Source organism: Drancourtella massiliensis (assembly GCF_016900655.1).
Taxonomy (GTDB): domain Bacteria; phylum Bacillota; class Clostridia; order Lachnospirales; family Lachnospiraceae; genus Sellimonas; species Sellimonas catena.
Map to the genome: position 1 here is coordinate 105,818 of NZ_JACJKH010000005.1, position 21,180 is coordinate 126,997.

The 21,180-nt window shown below is 44.8% G+C and carries 16 protein-coding genes; all 16 read right to left on the minus strand.

Features of this window, described 5'->3' with window-relative positions; genetic code table 11:
• Positions 1–8 precede the first annotated feature (8 nt).
• The 16 genes from H6A32_RS04255 to H6A32_RS04330 all read right to left on the minus strand — a co-directional run bounded on the left by H6A32_RS04255 (position 9) and on the right by H6A32_RS04330 (position 21,082).
• Positions 9–1,547 (minus strand): cohesin domain-containing protein, encoded by a 1,539-nt coding sequence (locus H6A32_RS04255; RefSeq protein ID WP_087168343.1) that lies wholly within the window; start codon positions 1,545–1,547, stop codon positions 9–11.
• Positions 1,548–1,664: 117 nt separating this feature from the next.
• Complete coding sequence (locus H6A32_RS04260; RefSeq protein ID WP_204863824.1) at positions 1,665–2,708, minus strand: NAD-dependent epimerase/dehydratase family protein; 1,044 nt, start codon at positions 2,706–2,708, stop codon at positions 1,665–1,667.
• A gap of 15 nt (positions 2,709–2,723) precedes the next feature.
• Complete coding sequence (locus H6A32_RS04265) at positions 2,724–3,446, minus strand: IspD/TarI family cytidylyltransferase (RefSeq protein WP_087252544.1); 723 nt, start codon at positions 3,444–3,446, stop codon at positions 2,724–2,726.
• 18 nt (positions 3,447–3,464) lie between these two features.
• Entirely contained in the window at positions 3,465–4,517 is a 1,053-nt protein-coding gene (locus tag H6A32_RS04270) for a glycosyltransferase family 2 protein (protein WP_087252543.1), read from the minus strand.
• A gap of 15 nt (positions 4,518–4,532) precedes the next feature.
• Positions 4,533–5,597, minus strand: a complete 1,065-nt coding sequence (locus H6A32_RS04275; protein ID WP_171027850.1) for a glycosyltransferase family 2 protein — start codon at positions 5,595–5,597, stop codon at positions 4,533–4,535.
• A gap of 19 nt (positions 5,598–5,616) precedes the next feature.
• A complete protein-coding gene (locus H6A32_RS04280; RefSeq protein WP_118635802.1) occupies positions 5,617–7,032 on the minus strand; it encodes a lipopolysaccharide biosynthesis protein in 1,416 nt (471 codons plus the stop codon).
• The gene (locus tag H6A32_RS04285) at positions 7,010–8,350 is read right to left on the minus strand and encodes an O-antigen polymerase (RefSeq protein WP_158099225.1); all 1,341 of its coding nucleotides are present in this window, start codon (positions 8,348–8,350) and stop codon (positions 7,010–7,012) included. The genes H6A32_RS04280 and H6A32_RS04285 overlap by 23 nt, the downstream gene beginning before the upstream one ends.
• A gap of 20 nt (positions 8,351–8,370) precedes the next feature.
• Positions 8,371–9,048, minus strand: a complete 678-nt coding sequence (locus tag H6A32_RS04290) for a hypothetical protein (RefSeq protein ID WP_204863825.1) — start codon at positions 9,046–9,048, stop codon at positions 8,371–8,373.
• 9 nt (positions 9,049–9,057) lie between these two features.
• On the minus strand, positions 9,058–10,263 hold the full coding sequence (locus H6A32_RS04295; protein ID WP_346342240.1) for a CDP-glycerol glycerophosphotransferase family protein: 1,206 nt from the start codon (positions 10,261–10,263) through the stop codon (positions 9,058–9,060).
• Positions 10,211–11,278, minus strand: a complete 1,068-nt coding sequence (locus H6A32_RS04300) for a glycosyltransferase family 2 protein (protein WP_087252537.1) — start codon at positions 11,276–11,278, stop codon at positions 10,211–10,213. Before H6A32_RS04300 ends, H6A32_RS04295 begins: the two co-directional genes overlap by 53 nt.
• Complete coding sequence (locus tag H6A32_RS04305; RefSeq protein WP_087168353.1) at positions 11,278–12,342, minus strand: glycosyltransferase family 2 protein; 1,065 nt, start codon at positions 12,340–12,342, stop codon at positions 11,278–11,280. The genes H6A32_RS04300 and H6A32_RS04305 overlap by 1 nt, the downstream gene beginning before the upstream one ends.
• A gap of 12 nt (positions 12,343–12,354) precedes the next feature.
• Entirely contained in the window at positions 12,355–13,452 is a 1,098-nt protein-coding gene (glf, locus tag H6A32_RS04310) for a UDP-galactopyranose mutase (RefSeq protein ID WP_118635800.1), read from the minus strand.
• Between the two features lie 6 nt (positions 13,453–13,458).
• Complete coding sequence (locus H6A32_RS04315; protein ID WP_087168355.1) at positions 13,459–14,850, minus strand: sugar transferase; 1,392 nt, start codon at positions 14,848–14,850, stop codon at positions 13,459–13,461.
• Positions 14,851–15,097: 247 nt separating this feature from the next.
• On the minus strand, positions 15,098–17,569 hold the full coding sequence (locus H6A32_RS04320) for a C39 family peptidase (protein ID WP_204863827.1): 2,472 nt from the start codon (positions 17,567–17,569) through the stop codon (positions 15,098–15,100).
• A gap of 11 nt (positions 17,570–17,580) precedes the next feature.
• Positions 17,581–20,145: an NlpC/P60 family protein gene (locus tag H6A32_RS04325; protein WP_204863828.1), complete on the minus strand. Its 2,565-nt coding sequence runs from the start codon at positions 20,143–20,145 to the stop codon at positions 17,581–17,583.
• A 40-nt stretch (positions 20,146–20,185) separates the two neighbouring features.
• Positions 20,186–21,082, minus strand: coding sequence for a nucleotidyltransferase family protein (locus H6A32_RS04330; RefSeq protein ID WP_087168358.1), 897 nt, complete (start codon positions 21,080–21,082; stop codon positions 20,186–20,188).
• Positions 21,083–21,180 lie beyond the last annotated feature (98 nt).

Genomic DNA, 21,180 nt, shown 5'->3' on the forward strand with positions numbered 1-21,180 from the left:
ACAATTTCCTACAGATCAATAAAGTCTATGGAAAAATCATCGTCATCATCATTATTCTGCTCGTTGTTCTTTTTACTACGTCTGGATTTTTTAGACGGCTTTGTATCTTCATAATCCTCTTCAAAGTCATCGTAATCCGAATCATAGTCACTGTCTTCATCGGACTCTTCTTCATCCTCGTAATCGTCTTCGAAGTCCTCATAGTCGTCGTCATAATCCTCAAACTCTTCGTCTTCGGACTCGTCATACTCCTCGAAGTCTTCGTCACCGTACTGCTCAAATTCATCGAACTGCTCTTCAGGCATCTGAATCTCCGGAAGATTTTCCGCGCTCTCTCTGCTCTCGCTTCTGCGCTCCGGTCCTCCCGGTCCGTCGGAACCTTTTTTCTTTGTCAGTTCATCCAGTTCATCATACACATCATCCAGCTCCAGATTTCTGCGGTGAAGCTTCACTGCCAGAATAATAATCAAGAGAAGCAGAACAAGGAATGCAAATCCGGCTCCGATCATCACTACATCCACATGATCCTGTACAAACGTCGAAACTCTTCCGAAAATACCGCTGTCGGAATTTGTACCTGAAGCCGTTGTTGTTACATCATCACCGTAGTACTGATATGTCTGATCGGTAGAATCATAACGGTAAAGCGCACGGTCTCCGGATGCATTCAGCGCGTTCATCAGATAGTATCTGCTGTTTTTGCTGTCCTGCCATGCCGGCAGTGTCTGTGTATCGGAGATATCCAGCTCTACTTCCTGATATCTTGCCGGAAGTGTCACATCTCCTCTGTCACCGAGCAGAATCAGTGTACTGCCGGAAGTCAATGTCACAATCTGAATCGGGGAAGCTGTATTATCTTCGGAATTATAAAGGAAAAACGCTCCGTCATTGTTTCCGTCAAGAAGATAGACCAGCTGTGCACTGCCGTTTTCCTGTGAAGCTCCCGTAACTGTCTCTCCGCCAACTGTAATATCTGCGGAAACAAATCCGGCCGGAAGCTCACTGTCAGGGTAGCTGCTTGCAACTGTGTATTCCGTATCATTGACTGTCAGGGTAACTCCGCTCGCCTGGGCAGTAGTAGAGGAAGATGCAGCCGTTCCGTCTCCTTCTACGATCTGAACATCTGAATATCCCGGAGGATCAAGCAGGTTCAGCGTATCGCCGTTCGCGTCCGTAACTTCCGCGCTCTCCTGTTCCAGTCTGGTCTCACCCTGGATCAAAGCCTCAAACTGCATGTCAAAATCGAGCCGGCTTCCGTCTACAGATCCGGAGTAAACAAGCGTCCCGTCTCCCTGATCTGTCACATTATCATCTCCGCCCACATACCTCATGGCTGTGCTGTCGTAACTCATCGTAAGATCGACCTGGCTGAGATTTCCGTCACGATTCACCACGCTTCCTGTTATGGTGAAAGTCTCACCGACACTGATTCCCTCCAGATCTGTAAAGAAAATCAGCCCATCCGCCGCGTTTACAGCCAGACTGGCACATGGTACTACCAAACATACTGCCAGCAGCATGGCTGCCAATCGTTTCATCAATTTCATATTTGTACCTCTTCTTTCGTCTCAGATTTTATTTACATACATAAGATTATGATACACGTTTTATTATAAAATGTCCAGAAATTCTCTTATCAATTCCCTTACATTTTCCTTAACTTTCTATTGCTCCATTCCCGCAATTAATCTTGCATACATTTCTCTGAGTCCAAACTCGGGTTTCCATCCAAGCCCGCGGAGTTTTCCTGCGTCCAGATGCATTTTCACATCAGGGGCATAGCCGAATGTTCTTGCGTCTTCCGGTATATCAAAAACAACCTTTGATTTCCCTCCTCCGAATTCTTCTGCCACCATTTTTGCCATATCTGCAATGGTAGTTGTCGTCTCCTCGTTGCAGATATTATACGCCTGACCGTTTTCCCCTTTACAGAGAAGAAGTGCGAGAGCCCTGATCACGTCTGTCGTATAACAGTAGTTTCCGTTTGATTTACCTTCTGTATGAAGTACGATATCCTCGCCCTTTACCGCGCTTCTTGCGAACTGGGCGTAGACACGGTTGTCACTTTTCAGCACACCCGCTCCGAATGTCTGGGCAAGTCTGGCAATCCGTACCGGAACTTTGTATTCATCCGCATAGGCAGCACAGAGACATTCTGAAATCCGTTTCCCTTCCGAATAGCTGCTCCGCACATTCAGAACATCAATATACCCCAGATCCTCTTCGGTCACTCTCTCAAGTGAAGGATCCGGCCTCCCGTACATTTCCATTGATGACAGATAGACCATTCCTTTGCACTGTTTCTCCTTTGCAAGTTCCAGAACATGTTTTGTTCCCCGGTAGGATGTCTCAATGGTCTCCACCGGCTGATCCACAAAAAGCTTGGAAGTTGTAACGCTTGCAGTATGGAGAATATAATCAATGTCATCCGGAACTTCAAGCGGTTTTCTTAGATCTCCTTCTACCAATTCCAGATGAGGATTCGTCAGGGCCGCCTCAAATACTTCCTCCGCTTTTTTTCTATTCCGGATCATTCCAATGACAGAAATCTTTGTATCATGCGTTTCGTTGTATCTCAAACATGCTTTTACCGTAAGCGAGCCGATCAGTCCTGTGGCTCCGGTAATCAGAATCCTGTTTCCGGCCAGTTGTTGAAAAAATGGATCTTCTGTGATCCGTTCCATATCTTCCCGAATGATCTGATTCATGATATTCCCTCCGTTTTAAACTCCAAAAAGCTGTGAATTTTCATCCGCTTCAATTAATGCCTTAAACGTATAATAATCCATCGGCGTAGTGATTTTAATATTCTCCATCGGTCCTTCCACAAGATGAAGATCGCTTCCGTAAAAGGACATCATAGATGCCGAATCAATAAATTCTCTTCCTTCTTCTTTCGCCTGTTGATGCCTTTTCAGAATTTCATCCAGATAAAAGCACTGCGGAGCTCTTGCCAGCATACAGTCTGAACGCTCAATGATCTGCTCAACTGTTTTTTTATCACTTGATCTGAAAATTGTCTCAATTGCCGGAGCTGTAGTAATCGCACTCCCGGTTTCCACAACTTTCTGTATACAGTTTGAAATCAGCTCCTTGTTGATCAAAGGTCTGACTCCATCGTGGATCAGGACAATTGCTCTGTCCCCGTCCGCAATTTCTCCGGCAGCACAAAGTCCATGGTAAATGGACTGCTGCCCGGTTTCTCCACCCGGCACAATTTTTTTCACTTTGTCAAGATGATACTTCTCTGTCAGATCTTTCAAAAAAGGAATCCAGTCTTCCACACAGGCAACCGCGATTCCGTCGATTTCACTGTGATTCTGAAAATGCTCCAGTGTATATACGATAATTTCTTTTCCATACAGCCTTAAAAACTGTTTCGGAAGGGCCTTGCTGTTCATTCTTCTGCCGATTCCTCCGGCAAACACTACTGCAATATGTTTCATCTTTCTACCGCACCTTTCCTATCTTTTTCCAAGCCGTTTTTTCAAAAATATAAATCTGACATATACTTTGGAAATACTCAGAAGCGCACTGTATCTGCCCTTTACGAACAGACGGACGACTCCTTTTTTGGTCAGCGGCAGATTCTGATCGGCTCCCTTTTTCTGCACGTCATGGAACACCTTGCTCTTTTTGAGTTTCCGCATAAATGCTGCCACTTCTTCCTGAGACATATCATTGTCTTTTCTGCTGAGCAGCATCAGAAATTCAATCAGATATTCCGCTGATCTTCTGATCCAGTCCGAATGAAAATCGTCACTTTCTTTCAGATGCTGGAACAGACCGTATTCCGCTTCTGCCGACAGCAGTCCGGAATAAAGCATGTTCCGGTTGAATTTCTTGAATGTGCTGTGTTCGAAACGCTGGAAATACCGGTAGCCTATATGCGGATTCAGCACCTGTCTCCGTGCGAGTCTGAAGATCTCATAATTGAGTACACGGTCTTCGAATCCGCATTTGATTTCTGTATTGAATTTCAGATGATGCTCCTGCCACCAGCTTCTTCTGTACATTCCATTCCAGATATAACTGAAATAGCGTTCTTTATCCGCAATGGCATAATACCTGGCAGCCTTACTCTGATCGAATACTCTTAACTTTTTGAATACATTCGCACGTTTTTCCACGTATCCGCTTTCAAAAGATTCTTCAATGCTGCATCCGTATTTCACAACATCTGCGTCATATTTTTTTGCAAGCGCATAATTCTCCGACAGCACATGGTCTGCCAGTTCATCATCATTATCAATAAAAACCAGGTACTCTCCTCCTGCGTGCTCCACCGCGAAATTTCTCGTGGCACAGATTCCTTCATTTTCCTTATGAAATACCCGTACTCTCGGATCATCCTGATACCGGTCACAGATGTTTCCACTGTTGTCTTTTGACCCGTCGTCCACAAGAAGCAGTTCCATCTCTTCTATATCCTGATTCAAAACACTTTTGATTGCGGTCTCCAGATATTCTTCGGAGTTATACACCGGCATGATCACACTGACTTGTATTCTGCTCATTTTCTTTCCTCCAGATTATTCGTATTTGCGGACTGTCGCTCTTAATTTTCTTTCCAGCAGGGTTTTATAAAATCTGGCAATCATTGTAACCGTTCTGTCATGTCCCTTTACAAATTCATGCAGAATGACCGCTTTCTTCCGGTCCTGTGCCCAGATTCTTTTAAAGAGTTCTCGGCTCATCCCATACTGGAATGCCGGCACATCATGAAGCTTTCTGATATAGCCTGTCCTTTGTTTCATATTCCAGTTACAGTTTCTATGATACAGCTGCACAAGAACCGGAATCAAATGATGCTTGGCACTGCTCAAAAGTGCTTTGTCACTTTTCCGGTCAATTCCCATTTTTTCCAGTACTTTCTCTTCAATCACGGCCGAACGGACCAGCCCGTTCAGACTTTCAATATTAAATACACTGGATGTACTGGTAGCATATCTCTCATAGTGTTTAAAATATACACCGGTGTTAGTCGCAAAACGGTTTACACAAGCCAGGAACTCAAGACAAAAAGCAGTATCTTCCTCTCCCTGTTTGAACTCGGTTCTGAAATGAATCTGATGCTTCTGGATCACTTCCCTCCGGAACAGCCCGTCCCATACAGGGGAAAATACATTCTTATCCCTGAGTTCGAAATATGCTTTTTTCAGTTCTTCACGGTCATAAAATTTCTTCTGCAGTTCTCTGACATCCTTTTTCAGAAGATTCCCGTTTTCATCGATCGTCTCCGCAATACGGCCTGATTTTACAAGATCCGCATCGTATTCTTTTGCCACTTCATAATTGTCGCTCAGCCACCCCGGAAGACAGTCATCATCCTGATCGGCAAATGCAATATACTCTCCTCTGGCTGCATTCAGACCGGTATTCCTTGCCCCGCATATGCCCTGATTTTTCTGATGGATCACTCTGACTCTCGGATCCATCTGCGCAAATTCATCACACATTTTCGCAGAGCCATCTTTTGATCCGTCATTAACCAGAATCAGTTCCAAATCATCCAGGGACTGATCCAATATTGTTTTTACCGTTGTTTCTAAAAATTTTTCGCCGTTGTACACCGGCATGATTACACTTACTTTCATCATCAATCTTCCTCTGGATTTACCTGTTTTGAATTCTGTTTTTAACTTCCTGAATCATCACTTTTATAAAATCCCGTTTCCAGATTACGTATATGATATACATACACAGATACAGAACGGTTGAAAGCCAGGATTCTATATTCCAGCTCAGAAGAATAAATCCTCCTGCCAGAACACATTCGGCAGTCATGTCTTTCCACAAAGAGAAACGAAGAGTTTTTGCCAGCAGGCTTTCTCCGATACAGCAGCGGATTCCCATCAGTACCGGAAGCATTGCAATCGCCAGCGTCAGATTATCCAGCACATAAACCGAAATTCCGGTTGCCACCAGTGTAATCGCCACGGAAATCCAGTTGATAATCATAAACTCTTTTTCTTTTCTCAATGCTTTTAAATATGTGCTGATCAGCAGCGTTAATTTGCTTTCAAATACACACATCGGGAACAGCAGTGCCATATACCGGAGACTTTCCGCATATTTCGGAAGCCACCAGGACAGTATGACACGCGCCGGATAATAGATAATCAGAAGTCCCAGAACGAAAATCATCAGAATATTTCTCATCTTCACATAAATTTCAACATAATGATTTTCATCCATGTTTTTCAGCATCGGATAGATTACAATGCTGACAGCACTGATAAAGGCAAGCAGCAGATTAGATGCTGTAATTGTCAGTGATACCCTTCCGAAAACTTCAACGGACCAGTGGTTCTCTATCGCAAATCTGACAATACCGACAAGGAGCTGGCCTGCAATATTGGCAATCATCAGTTTAATACCGATGGACACATTATCCCATGCCTCACGGATCCCGCCTGCCCAGTCAAGCATTTTCCCCTTCACGATATCTTTACATTCTCTTGAAAGCAGAACAAGAGTCAGACCTCTTGCAAACAGATCTGCCCCTATCAGTATCTGAAAGCTTCTGACACCCGCAATAAGAAATCCGATCACCAGAAGCGCGTATACAATTTTTTCCAAAAGGTAGTTTCTGGCATAGTCTACAATTCTGTTTGTCGTCTGCAGAAGATACTGAAGAAATGTCCTCGGAATCTGAAGCACACAGCATAATGCCACTGCCAGAAGGACCATTTCCCGGTTTGAATCCTCGCTGAACAGAATTGTACAACCTGCGAAAACCGCTGCAAGCACAATTTCAAAAATTGTCAAAAGCCAGAACTGTGAGTGAAAATAGCCTTTATCCAGCTCTTCATACTTTTTCCCGCCAAACTTCAAATATACTCCGTCTGCCCATCCGAAGTGGAAGAAACCGACATAAGATGCATAAAACAGATACAGCTGCCAGTATGAATATTCTTTCACTCCAAGTATTTTCGGAACAAACAGCACCAGAATCAAAGAAACCAGAGTGTTTGTCCCGTTTGCCACTACGGAATATGATAGGTTTTTAATTAGTTTTCCTGTTTTCATATCCTACGCCCTTTTTTCGTTGTCTATATTCTTTCAGAAGCTGCGGAATTTTTAATACCACTAAATAGCTGACAATCATATAAATAAACAGATTTACAGTTCCAACCGCAACATATGCAGAAAAGAACTTTTCTTCTATGGCCTGAATAACCAGCGGATACGCAAAGATCGCATATACAATCATCGGGCCTTCCGACGACTGTTTCTTCACGAAGTTATAAAAGAATCCATAGAATACTCCCAGATAGAACTGTACAATATAAAGTCCCACATAGCCAAAATCATTAATATATCTTCTCAGCGAAGTAAATACATTCCCTTCCACACCGTTAAAACTGATAAATTCCAGTGCCATGTTCATGCTGACATCACTCATTCCCAGTTTATTCAGCACGGCATAAACTCCGTACAAAGTTTCACTTCCAACGATCTGTGAAACCGGAATATGATTTGCGATGTAATGATCCAGAGACGGAATCGAAAGTCCCGTATAAAACGCGATCGTATCCACAATAGAAGCCAGATTAAACCGGTTTGCAGCCATCCCGAGGAAAATAAACAGTACAAGGAAAAGCGCAAGCGCTCCCCCGCCAACAAGAGCAATCTTCCAGATATTAATACTTTTCCAACGGTTCTTTTTACTGCACATCAAAAGATACAGCATGAGATAGTACGCAATCCACTCGATGGCAAATCCACGGGTCACTGTTCCAACCGCATAGATGCCAAATCCCAGCACAACGGGAACGGCATAGAGACAGTCAGTCTTTTTGAATCTGCGGTACACAAAATTGTGGAGAGCCGCCCATCCGAAAATATAAGATAGCGCCTTTGAAAAAACAAGAATATGATTCAGCCCTCTGCTTCTGCTGTAGCCTTCCTGCAAGGTCATTCTTCTTGCATAGGTCATCATTGCTCCGTATCCTTCCGCATTTCCGCCCTGTACTGACAATGCATAAATTGTACGGAAGGCGTATAGAAGAAATACACACATAAGAAGAATAATGACAATCGTGAGTCCCGTCGGTATCTCAACTCTGTCCAGACGGATTTCCGGCTCTTTCTTAAACAGGCACCCGCAGACTTTTTTTGAAAAGACCTCTCCAGCCCCGAATATAAGAAGCGCGGAAATAATAATAAATACCGTCACATATGACAGGGAAAACTGCCATTTTGACATATAAACTACTGCTACTCCGGTACTGATCAAAAACATGATCGTGGAAACAGCAAACGGAGACAAAATATCCTTTCTGGATATGATCAGGGCTATGATCAGCAGGAGACATAACGCTGCCAACAATACATAACTGCTCATAAGCATCCCTTCTCCTTTGCCTATCTTGCCTTCTTATCGCTTCTGATAACCTTGATTCCGAAATACGTTGCTGATACAAGGATACCAAGAACCGCACCTACGCCCAGTTCCAAAATCGTATTGACCTTTTCTTCTCCCTGCGTAAAGATCGGCTCCTCGTTCATAATTTCCTTAGCAACATCATACTTAATATTTTCATCTGAAAGCGCCGCAATGGATCCTGCATATTCCACATAAGAGTTAATTACTTCCCTTGCAGCCTCCTTCTGGCTTTCCACACTGTCCTCTGTAACCTCTGTGTTATAAGTAATATTATACATAGTAGATGTGGCCAGTCTCTGAAGCCGGATATTTTCATTGATCCATTCCTTTTTGGATTTGGCATTTTTATCATCCCACTCAGGATCCAGAGTGCGGATTGCATCTCCCTGATCCAGAAGCTCCACACAGTCACTGAGCAGATCTTCATTCTGCCATACACTCACATAATCATAAACAGATGCTGTTCCGTCTCCAAGATATGTATATGTAGTAATATCAAATTTCAGGACAGCGCCCACTGTCAGATTTTCTCTTTGTTCTTTTGCATCATTATTCTGGGCAAATCTCATTACTCCAAAGGCAACTGCTGTTACCAAAACAAAAACTATGACCATTTTCAGCCAGCATTTTTTTAATATTTTTCCTGCTGTTTTCATACTTTCTCCTTACTGTCTTTTGATAAATTGTATTATTTTCCTGCATACTATCTCAGATGCGTGTCCGCTTTCTGTGTCTCCAAGAAGTTCATGATGCTTCCGGATCTTTTCCCGGCTTTCCTCGTCGTCGTATTCCCGGATCAGCCTCTGGAGCTCCGGATTGGTCTTTGCGATCGGGAATGCCCATGTTGCCGGATCAGAATAGAAATTCCGTTCCTGCTCATATTTGTCAAAATCCGGAGCAAATAAAAATCCCGGTTTCTTTGTCAGTGAGTAATCCCATATCGTGGAAGAATAATCTGTAATAAATACATCCACTGTATACAGAAGCTCCTGCATATCCGGATAATCACCGGCATCAATGCAGCCGTCCGTTTTTACATGTTCCACAAAATGATGTTTTCTCATGAGAAAGACCCACTCACCGCCGAATCTGTCCTGCAGCGCTTTGAGGCAGCCTTCCACATCGATCTCAAGATCAAAATTGGCATTTCCTTCCACACCACGGTATGTCGGTGCAAACAATACGATTTTCTTTTCCGGATCCAGGCCGAAATACCGGTATACTTTTCCTTTGATATCTTTGTCAGTTCCATTGATAAGGAAATCATTTCTTGGCATTCCACATTCAAGAAACCGATCCGTCGGAACTGCCTTTGCAATATGCATGACCTCCGTAAATTTTTTGCATCCGGATAAGAAGACGTCCGTCTGACCGCCGCAGATCCGGTTGATCTTCACTTCCGGGTCATTCGGATCCGGAATGGTATCTCCTCCAACTCTTTTATATGCTCCTCCTCCATGCCAGGTATTAATAAAGCACTGGCTTTTCCGTTTCGGGATAAAACTTCCGATCCCGTCATTACTGATAATAATCCCTGATGTCAGCATATAGTAAATGGAGGCGGCTGTATGCGGTTTTACATACTTTACCCGGTCCATCGGTTCCGCCTCTTTGTCATATTCCCAGATGTACTCAAATATACCCGGATACTTTTCCCGTATATATTCAAATATATACCACGGGTTACAGGAAAGCGAAGTTCCTCTGTTTGCTGAAAGGTATATTCTTCTCTTTTTCACCGGTATCAAATATATCCCTTTGCAGACAAATCTCAGAATGTACACAATCCACAGTTTGATGTGTTTCATAGATTCACCCTTACTTTCTTTTGATTTTTTCAAACAGAAGAGGCCCGTATTTTCTGGCCTCATATACACCTTTTCCAAGAAGCAGACAGGATTGAATTCTTTTTTTATTCAGGCTGTTCTGCAGAAGCTTCAGTGCCGGATTTTCCACCCTGCACATTGCTGCCGTTCTCAGATACAGTTCATCCCTGGCCACGCAATGTACCCATGTCTTTTGCTGGCTTCCTTTCATCTTTGACTGCGGATCTGCGTTCCGCATCAGTCCGGAAAGAATATATCTCAGATAAATTACTCCGAGTATATCTACTGCTTCTTCAAGAATGTCTCTCCTCTGACAGAAGCGGTACATTTCATAAACTCTCCGTCTGCTGAGTTCAAAATACTCCTTTACAAACTTTGTAGTAATGCTCCCGTTAAACCGTTTATTATAAATGTATCCTGCTGTATCGACTGCCGCCAGCGATTCTGAATGTTCCAGCATTCTTATTGTAAAAAAGAAATCTTCATAGAGCACTGCTTTCTCAAAACGGATTTCATATTTTTCCGCAGTCTCTCTTCTGTACAATTTATTCCACTGGTATCCCAGCAGTGTATTCTTTTCCAGTGTCAATGCCTCAGACGCAATCTCCCTTTTTTCTTTCCAAATCCCTTTTTCCGGCAGAATCGGGTTCTCGGAAACAACATCGCCGTCTGAGTTGTAAAACCGCTCTGTTGCTCCCCAGACGATCATATCAACCCGGCCGTCTTCCGAAGCGTCCACCGCTTTTTTATACAGCCCTGTCTCGATGGTATCGTCCGCATCCATAAATGCAAGGTATCTGCCTGACGCCGCCTGAATTCCACGGTTTCTTGCCATTCCGGCTCCGATATTTTCTTTCAGCTGTATCAGACGTACCCGCTCGTCCTGTTCCACATATCTTTTGCAGACTTCACGGCTGTTGTCACTGGAACAGTCATCGACAACAATCAGCTCCAGATCACGAAAACTCTGATTTAAAACGCTTTCGATACTGTCAGCAAGATAGTCCTGTGCATTATACACCGGCATCACCACACTGATCCACGGTTGTCTCTTTTCCATTATCTTCCCGCCTTTAATTTTGTAAACAGTTTCGTGTTCTTTGTTTTTACAAATGTGATCACTTTCGCCTCAAGATAAGTAAGCCATGTGCTCTTCCAGCGTACCGGCAAAAGCATTACCTTCATATAGGAAGATCTTGGTCTCGCGATTCTGACCATTTTCTCTACTCTTGGATTTGCCAGCATCTTTTTGATCTCGTCCCGTTTTTCTTTTTCTGTCATATCACATTTCGGGTTGGTGACATTTTCCACGCATCCGATAAAGCGTTCAATATATCTTCTGGCGATCATCTCTTTGCTTCTCGCGTCTCCGACATGCCATTCCTTATAAAGATCCATCATCCAGCCATGTTCTTCTTCCCGTTTTTCGTACATTCCCGGGCGGTAAGCCGCTGTCTCGGATTCGGAACGTGCCCGGAGAAAATGGTAGTACTGTCTGTGAGTCACTGTCACCCGTTCTACGTTTCTTACAATGCTGACATTAAACGGGAAATCATCCCAGAATGTTTCCGGAAACCGAAGATTGTTTTCCATGATGTATCTGGATTCAAAAAGCTTGTTCCACGGTGTGTAGAGCAGGTTTTTATCGAACAGTTTGTAGGCATTGCGGCGGAAAGACTCTTTGTCCGGATATACGGCATCCTCCACCACATAGTCATCTGTCACATAATTCTCTTTATCGTAGTAGGTATCGATATAAAATCCTGCCACGACAAGCTGAGCGTTATCACGTTTTGCAAGCTTGTACATATCTTCCAGCATGGTCGGCTCTGCCCAGTCATCGGAATCCATGAAATACATGTATTCCCCTTTTGCAATATCAATTGCTGTATTTCTGGCACTTGGAGCTCCCCCGTTTTCTTTATGGATCACATGAATTCTCTCATCTTCTGCGGCATAGGCATCGCAGATTTCACCGCTCCGGTCCGGAGTTCCGTCATCGACGATCAAAAATTCCCAGTCTTTTAATGTCTGGGCCTGAATGCTCTCAATCGCCTTTCCTACATATTCTTCTACCTTATAGACAGGCATAATGACACTGACTTTGATTTTATTTTCTCCCATAATCACGCTCTCCTACTGTAATTCTTTTTCCACAAGCTGAAATGCGGATTCAATCACTTTGTCCATGTCATAATATTTGTACTCCGCAAGTCTTCCGCCAAGAAGCAGATGTTCCTCATCCGCAAGGTTTCTGTATTTCTGATAAAGTTCCTGATTTTTATCGTCATTAACCGGATAATACGGCTCCATACCCTCTTCCCAGTCGGTCGGATATTCTTTGGTAATCACAGTTTTCTCCTGAGTTCCAAATTCAAAGTGCTTATGCTCAATAATCCGGGTATACGGAGTTTCTCTGTCGGTATAATTGACAACCGCCACACCCTGATGATTTTTCTCATCAAGCACTTCCGTCTCAAATTTCAGACTCCGGTACTCCAGCTTTCCAAAACGATATCCGTAATATGCATCCAGCATTCCGGTATAGAGTACCTTCTCACCCAGTGCATTGTATTTCTCTTTTTCCTCGTTATAGTCAACGCCAAGCTCTACATCGCATCCTTCAAACAGAGCGTTAATCAAAACATTGTACCCGCCGATCGGAATTCCCTGATAAAGATCGTTAAAATAGTTATTATCGTAGGTATATCTCACCGGAAGGCGCTTAATGATAAACGCCGGAAGATCTTTACAGTCTCTGCCCCACTGTTTTTCCGTGTATCCTTTGATGAGTTTTTTATAAATATCCTCTCCTACAAGGCTGATGGCCTGCTCCTCCAGGTTTTTCGGTTCTCCCTTGACTGCGGCCTTCTGTCTGTTGATGATTTCTTCCGCCTCTTTTGGAGTCGCAATTCCCCACATCTTACTGAAAGTATTCATATTGAACGGCATATTGTAAATTTCGCCTTTGTAGTTTGCGACAGGAGAATTCGTATAACGGTTAAACTCTACAAGAGAATTGACAAAATCCCATACTTTCCTGTTGCTTGTATGGAAAATATGGGCGCCATATTTGTGTACATGAATTCCCTCGATATCCTCACAGTAAAGATTCCCTCCGAGAGTTTCTCTTTTTTCCACAATCAGGCAGGTCTTCCCTGCTTTTTTTGCAAAGTACGCAAAAGTACCTGCAAATAACCCTCCGCCTACAATCACATAATCATACTTTTTCATATCCTGTTATTCCTCCGCTTCCGTTTCTTCTGCTTCTTTAAAAATATATTGACTTGTTTCGCCTGTCCGGAACGCCTCCGTGCTGTCCGATTTCAGAAGGACAATCGCCGTCTGGAAAATCAGCTGAATATCGCGCAAAATATTGAATTCTTCAATATAGATCATGTCCATGATCAGCTTGTCTTTTGGTGATGTATTATATTTCCCCGCAATCTGCGCGTATCCGGTCAGTCCCGCCTTCACCCGGAGTCTGTAACGGAATTCCGGAAGTTCTTCCTCGTACGCCTCCACATTTTCCAGCATCTCCGGACGAGGTCCTACAAAACTCATATCCCCTTTTAAGATATTGATCAGCTGAGGCAGCTCGTCCATCCGGATTTTCCTCAGAATTCTTCCCGGTTTGGTAATCCGGTCATCGTCATCTGTTACAGAGTGATTTTCTACATTTTCTTTCATCGTCCGGAATTTGTACACTTCAAAAACACGTCCGTTTAATGTCGCACGCTTCTGCTTGAAAAAAATGTGTCCTCCATCATATGCTTTGATCGCAATTGCACTGACAATCCAGATTGGAGAAGTTACAATTCCAAGAACAATCGCAAGAGACATATCCAGAAGTTTCTTCATAACACGCTGTTCCATCGTCCAGGCTTTGACATTGGCATTCAGAACGGAAACATCGTCCAGAAGATAGTATTTGGCACTCATCTCAACAATATCCTCGATTTCCGGATTAAAATAAATATTGATCTTATACTTATAACAAAATCTTACTATTTTACTTCTGACCTCAAGCGGAACGTCATGAATAAACACGGTATCGGCTTTCTTTACCGTCTCAAGAAGATGTCTATCTCTATAGTCCATGATATAGTCGATTTTATACTGTTTTTTATATTTCAGAATTCCTCTTACAATATTATCAAGGCTTTCCTGAGAAGATGTTACGATACAGCAGCTCTCCGGCTTGTGAATCGTAAAAAACAGTCCGTTTCCGGCATACGCAAAGATGATAATAATAATGACCTGAACAATAAAACTCAAAATCAGAGACCCGATGCTGTCGAGCCGGAATGCATAAATGCTTGGAGTAATCGTATTCATAATCATCAGCTGAATATACGTCACAATATCCGTGAACAAAACAGCCAGAGAAAGTGAATAGATGATCGGTTTACTCTTTCTCCGGCCTACATCATACTTGCCGTAAATGCTGAGAAACAAAAGCCCTACAATGCAGTATGTGGAAAACGTAATTCCCATCGTTCTGGAAAGTACGCCGAGAGCCTTATTTTCTCTGGACATAATAAACATAAAGGTGCCCATCAATAAAATATATAGCAACAATTTGATGCACAGCCACATGGTTGACTCAAATTTTTTCAGTTCTCGTTTCATAAAACACCTCTCTGGTCTACAAACTTCCTATATTATATAAGATTTCCATACTTTCCGCAAGTTTTTAGACCTTAAAAATTTCTTATCTTGTAATAATTTTGTAACACTTTTTTCTCAAAATCCTTTCTAAGCCTTTATCTTTTCCAATGTATTGTCATACTTTTCTTCATTTATCAATTTTCTGAAATTTTTGTGAAAATAAAAAACAAGGAGAATCCCGTAAAAGATTACTCCTTGTTTTCCTCGTTTACTGTATTACCATTGCATTTCTGTTCATGGTCCTATACGCTTTTTCAAAACTCGAAAAGCTGTATTCTACTTTTCCCCGGATAGGATCATTGACTTTTACCACTTTTCTGTTTTTATCATAGCCGGTCAGAACGACACAGTGGGCTCTGGACGGCCAGTAAAAGGTAACACCATTTTTTCTTCCTGCCCGGAACCATGTCGTACTTCCCATATTGAGGGTTCCCCACACAACAACCGGCATTCCCTTGTCAATATACTGAAACAGTCCTTCAAGCGATGTTCCGGTAATATTTTTGGCAGATCTGTTTTTCACGTTGACCGCCTTGAAATAGTTCGCCGCCGTCTGGCAGATCACCGGGGCCCAGCATCCATAACCGCCTGTCAGTGAGCCCGGATTCCCCATATAGGCCGCATATGGATTTGTGGAATGAAGCGGCCCTCTTGGAAGATATTTATTACAGACATCATTTGTCGTCAGCATATACCCATAATACCGAAGTACCATATATAAAGAGATTGCCTCACACCCGTTCGGATACTTTGGATTCTGATAGGTCAAAGGTACATTTAATGACTTCTTCCCCGTATACTGTTTATAGTATCCTGAATTTGCCGGAGCATTTCCTCCTTTGGGAACCATCTGGATCTGGAGTGCCTCCATACGATATCCGTATCCTGTCGTTCCGGCACTCTGACCATTTTTCGCCCACCCAAGCCAGCCAAAATTCTGGACATGGGCACGGTAGTAAATATCGTAGTACTTTGCGATCTCTCCGGTCAGTTGAATCTGAACCGCCTCCATACGAAGCGCCCTGCCGGTTGTCCCCGCAAGGGCTCCATTCTGTTTCCAGCCCTGCCAGCCGATATTCTGCACATGGGCGCGGTACTGAATTCCTCCGGATCTTCCATTCATGGCTGCATTCGTCAACCGGATTTTCAAAGCTTCCATCCGAAGACTCTTCCCGACCGTACCAAGAATCTGATTATTTGTGACTTCACGGGTATTCCCGATATTCTGCACATGACCGGAATACTTCAGATTTCCCGTGCTGTACCCTTTACAAAACGCATTTCCGGCTGTTCCCGGTACCGGATCACCTTTTTTGACCAGACAGATTTTCATTGCCTCCATCCGATAGTAAAAAGCTTCGGTTCCGGCGCTCTCACCGTTTTTCGCCCAGCCAAGCCACCCAAGCTGCTGAACATGAACAGAATAGTATACATCATAATATCTGGCAAGTTCTCCCGTCAGCTCAATCTGGATCGCTTCCATTCTGAGCGACTTTCCTTTCGTACCTGCCAGTTCACCATTTTGTTTCCAGCCCTGCCAGCCGATATTCTGGACGTGGGCGCGGTACCGGATTCCTCCGGACGGACAACCTGATTCCCCGGCTCCTTTTATAGTCAGCCTTAGACCTTCCATCCGCTTTTTCTCTCCGGTCGTTCCAATCAACTTTCCAGAACCCGTTGTCGTCCGGTCGCCGTATGTCTGAATATGTGCTGTGGCGGATAATGCGGAAGATGGAAGTCCTTTTACAAAATATCCCTGATTTTCTCCAGGCGCTTCGCTTCCTTTCTCCACCAGGCAGATCCGAATTGCTTCGACCTGCCGTGAAAAAGCTTCTGTTCCGGAACTCTGTCCGTTTTTCGCCCAGCCGAGCCAGCCGATGTTCTGGACATAGGTTGTATAATACACGTCATACTTCTCTTTTATTTCACCGGTCAGTTCAATCTGAACCGCTTCCATGCGAAGGGATTGTCCCTTTGTTCCGGCATAATCGTCATCACTGACCCAGTCCATCCAGCCGATATTCTGCACATGGGCCCGGTACCGGATTCCTCCGGCAGGCTGTTCCTCCCCTTCTTTTGTATAAAGCTTTATGGAAATCCCCTCTATTCTCTGTCCGGATCCCGGCCGGCCCGCCACAGCACCGTCCATCACGGGTTTTTCCATATTACTCTGTCCGGATATCTGATAAGACACGCCTGCAACCGGTTCTTCCAGACTCTGTGTCAGCAGATCCTGCTCTTCCTCTGCCGCTTCTTCTGTCTGACCTTCTGCATCCATATCCGGAGTTGTTTCATCTATGTCTTCCGGGATTTCTCCATCCGGAAGAGTCTCTGTTTCCCCGCCTGTCTTGCCAGCTTCCTCTTCACCTGCTCCGGCTTCCGGGTCCTGTTCCTCAGTGCTTCCAGCATCATCCTGGCTGCTGTCAGTATCATCCTGAACAGAATCCGGGGCATCTGCGTCTTCTGCCGGATCCATATCCGGATTTTCACCGGATTCTGCCATGTCTCCCTGATCCGTCAGATCTGTCTCCTGATTTTCCTGCGTTTCTTCCACAGTACCAACTGTCTTTTCCTGTTCCGGCATCTGGTCTGTTCCGGCGGCCGATGCCGGAACAAGCTGTCCTCCTGCCAGTGTCAGAGCCAGAATACACGCTATGAACCGTTTTTTCTGCTTTCTCATTTTCCGTCTCCCTATACAAATGGTCTTGCGACCCCTGCAATCAGGGAGCGGTGTGAATTCTGAACCGGCCATACTACTACTTTATTTGGCCAGGACTCAATCACCCTGTTATTTCCGAGATAAATCGCCACATGGATAATCGTTCCATTTGCGCTCTTATAGAATATCAGATCTCCTCTCTGCCGCTGTGAATACGGAACATGTTTCATCGGGAGATTCCATAAATTCCTGCATTCATATTCGTATCCCGGTCTTGAATGGCGGATCGGACTCACCGGAGCCGGATCAATTCCTGCGGAATACAGTGCCTGCATGACAAGGCCGCTGCAGTCCAGCCCGTGATTTGGATCTCCGGAAGCTCCGATAATATATGGATTGCCAAGATACTGGTACGCTGTACTGATCATCGCCTCGATACAGTCACTGCGTGTGCTTGCCGGATTCGTCTTCAGAGGACTTGCGTATGCTCCAAGATGATACCATGCAGACTCGGAATATCCCATCTTTTTCCAGGTTGCCAGATCGACCACACCTGTCGCCGAAAGACCGTTCCTTCTCTGATAATTCCTTACAGCGTTGATGGTCGTGGAGTCCATGATTGCCCTTCTTCCGGAAAGTCCAAGTTTTCTCTGTACATACCAGACTTTCAGGCCCATGTATCCTCTGCTCAGATTATATCCGCCGCCGCTTAACGTCTTCTGCACATGTCTGATCTGGAGGTACTGCTTTGGATTCTGATAGCGATACGTATTATAGTATGCCTTTCCTGTCTGATAGGCACTCTGACTGTCTTTTTTCGGCACCAGTTTAATCTGAATGGCTTCGATTCTCAGAGACAGGCTGCTCGTTCCGGCAGACTCTCCATCCTTAGCCCAGCCCAGCCATCCGAAATACTGTGAATGAACCCGATAATATACGTGATAGTAGGAAGCCAGTTCGCCGGTCAGTCTGATCTGAACGGCCTCCATCCGTTTTCCCTGTCCGGTTGTTCCGGCAAGAGTCCCTTCCTGTTTCCAGCCCTGCCAGCCGATATCCTGTACATGGGCACGGTACTGGATACTTCCTTTCGCCAGTCCATCTGCGGAATCATTCAGGTTGATCGAAAAACCTTCCAGCCTTCTTCCTTTTCCAACGGTTCCAAGTGTGGCACCGCCCTTTACTGCCGCTACGTTTCCCACGTTCTGAACGTGTCCGGAATAGGTCAGTTCATTGTTCGTATACTTTTTCAGATAAGCATGCGCTGTAGAGCCCGGGGCTTTCCATCCTTTCGGTACAAGCTGAATCTGGATAGCCTCCATCCGGTAGCCGAATCCGCTTGTTCCTGATACGGCTCCATTCTTAGCCCATCCCAGCCATCCGTAATTCTGAACATGTACCCGATAATACACATCGTAAATCTGAGCGATTTCACCGTCAAGCTGAATCTGAACCGCTTCCAGGCGCAGCGCCTTTCCGGTTGTTCCGGCACTGCTTCCGTTCTGTTTCCAGCCCTGCCAGCCAATATTCTGTACATGCGCCTGATACCGGATATTTCCGGATGCGTATCCGTTCATCCCTTTCAACCGGAGAGAAAGAGCCTCCATCCGCTTATACTGTCCTACTGTTCCCAGAACGCTTCCGGATTTAACCTCTTTTACATTTCCAAGTGTCTGGACATGGCCGGAATAATAAAGCACATTTTTCAAAAAACCATATCCGACAGCCGGTGCCGTGCCTTCATCCTTTTTCACCAGTTTGACTTCGATGCCTTCCAGCCTGAGTCCAAAGGCCTCACTTCCTGCTGCCGCCCCGTTCTTTACATATGGAAGCCATCCATAATTCTGAATATGTACCCGATAGTATATATCATAATACTCCGCGATTTCCCCGGTCAGACGGATCCTGATGGCTTCCAGCCGAAGCGCTCTTGCCTGGGTTCCGGACAGCTGTCCGTCCCGTTTCCAGCCCTGCCAGCCGATATTCTGTACATGGGTCTGATATTCAATGCTTCCTTCATAATCGCTTTTTGAAAGCTTCAGCTCAATTGCTTCCAGCCGCTTGTAAAGCCCGCTGGTTCCGGCCATCTCTCCGTCCTTCTTCCAACTCTGCCAGCCAATATCCTGCACATGGGTTCGATAGGTAAGCTCCGGCAGCACAGCCTCCTGCTCGTTCTCAAGCGCCGCTTTTTCCTGTACATCCGCCTCTGTCTGCTGCTGTACAGCCTCCGCCTGCGCCTCTTCCGCCGGCTGCGTCTGCTCTTCACTCTCCACTGCCGGATCCACTGCTGCAGGATTCTCAGTCTCTACTCCTTCGCCCGGCGTTGTCTGCTGTGCCGCATTTTCTTCTGCTCCTGCCTTCTCGTTTTCTATTTCCAGAACACTTCCTTCCGTAGAATCCGGATTCTGATCATCTTGTCCTGCCTGGTCGTTCAGGGACTCCTGATCCACTGTGGCTGCCTCTTTCACAGCTTCATCCTGTACTGTATTCTCTGTCTCCGGATTTCCGGCCGCATCCTCTGCATAGGCCACCGGAACCGCCGTCAGTGCAACCGCAAACGCCAGTACCCACGCTGCTGCGCACTTCATCATTTTTCTCATTCCTGATCCCTCTCTCTTTCCTTTGATAACTCTTTACTCCTTAATAAATTCCTTTTTCAATCAGTTCTTTGATAGCATTCACCACACTTTCCTTGTCCTCTTTATAAGTGACTCCAAACCACTTGTCCTTTGAATTCAGCACGGTGACTTCTGCCCTGCCCTCTTTCAGAAGTCCTCCGATAATGGTCGGAAGCAGATATTCTGCTTTCAGATCATCTGCTTTTGTTGTTTCAAGGAATTCATGAAATCCCTTTTCCAGAATATCCAGAAATTCCGGCTGCAGTCCCCACATATTCATGGATACCGGAACATCAAGCTCCAGCTCTTTTGCTCCGTCTTCCGCCTCAGCCTTTTCTCCTTTTCTGATAATATTGTGCGTCTCCACAATGTTTGTCAAATGTCCGTTTTCATCGACCTCACAGACACCCCTTGTCACTCCCCCGTTTTCACTCAAGGTGTTGTTCAGTACGAATCCAACCATGCAGATCGGCTCTTTTCCTGATGCTTCTTTTTTCTCTTTCAGATACTGATATGCCTCCACATATGCTTCTTTTCCGTAGAAGTCATCTGCATTGATAACAAGAAACGGCTCTGTTACCTTACCCCGGCATGCCAGAATTGCCTGCCCTGTTCCCCAAGGCTTTGTTCTTCCCTGGAATTTTTCCTGAAATTCCTGCGGAATGTCATCCAGCTCCTGAAAAGCATATTCAACAGGAATCTGTTTTTCAATCCGTTCCCCGATGACCTCTTTGAAATCTTTTTCCAGGTCTTTTCGAATGACAAATACAACTTTGTCAAATCCGGCCTCCACGGCATCCCGGATTGAATAGTCCATAATGATTTCCCCATTTGGCCCTACCGGTTCCAGCTGTTTTATCCCTCCGCCAAATCTGCTGCCGATACCGGCCGCCATAATCACTAAAGCTGCTCTGCTCATCACTTTTTCTCCTTTTATAAATTAAGATTTTTCTTCATTATACTGAATTTTTCGATGATTGTCTACCGACACGCCCGCCCGTTTCTTTTTTGGTAATA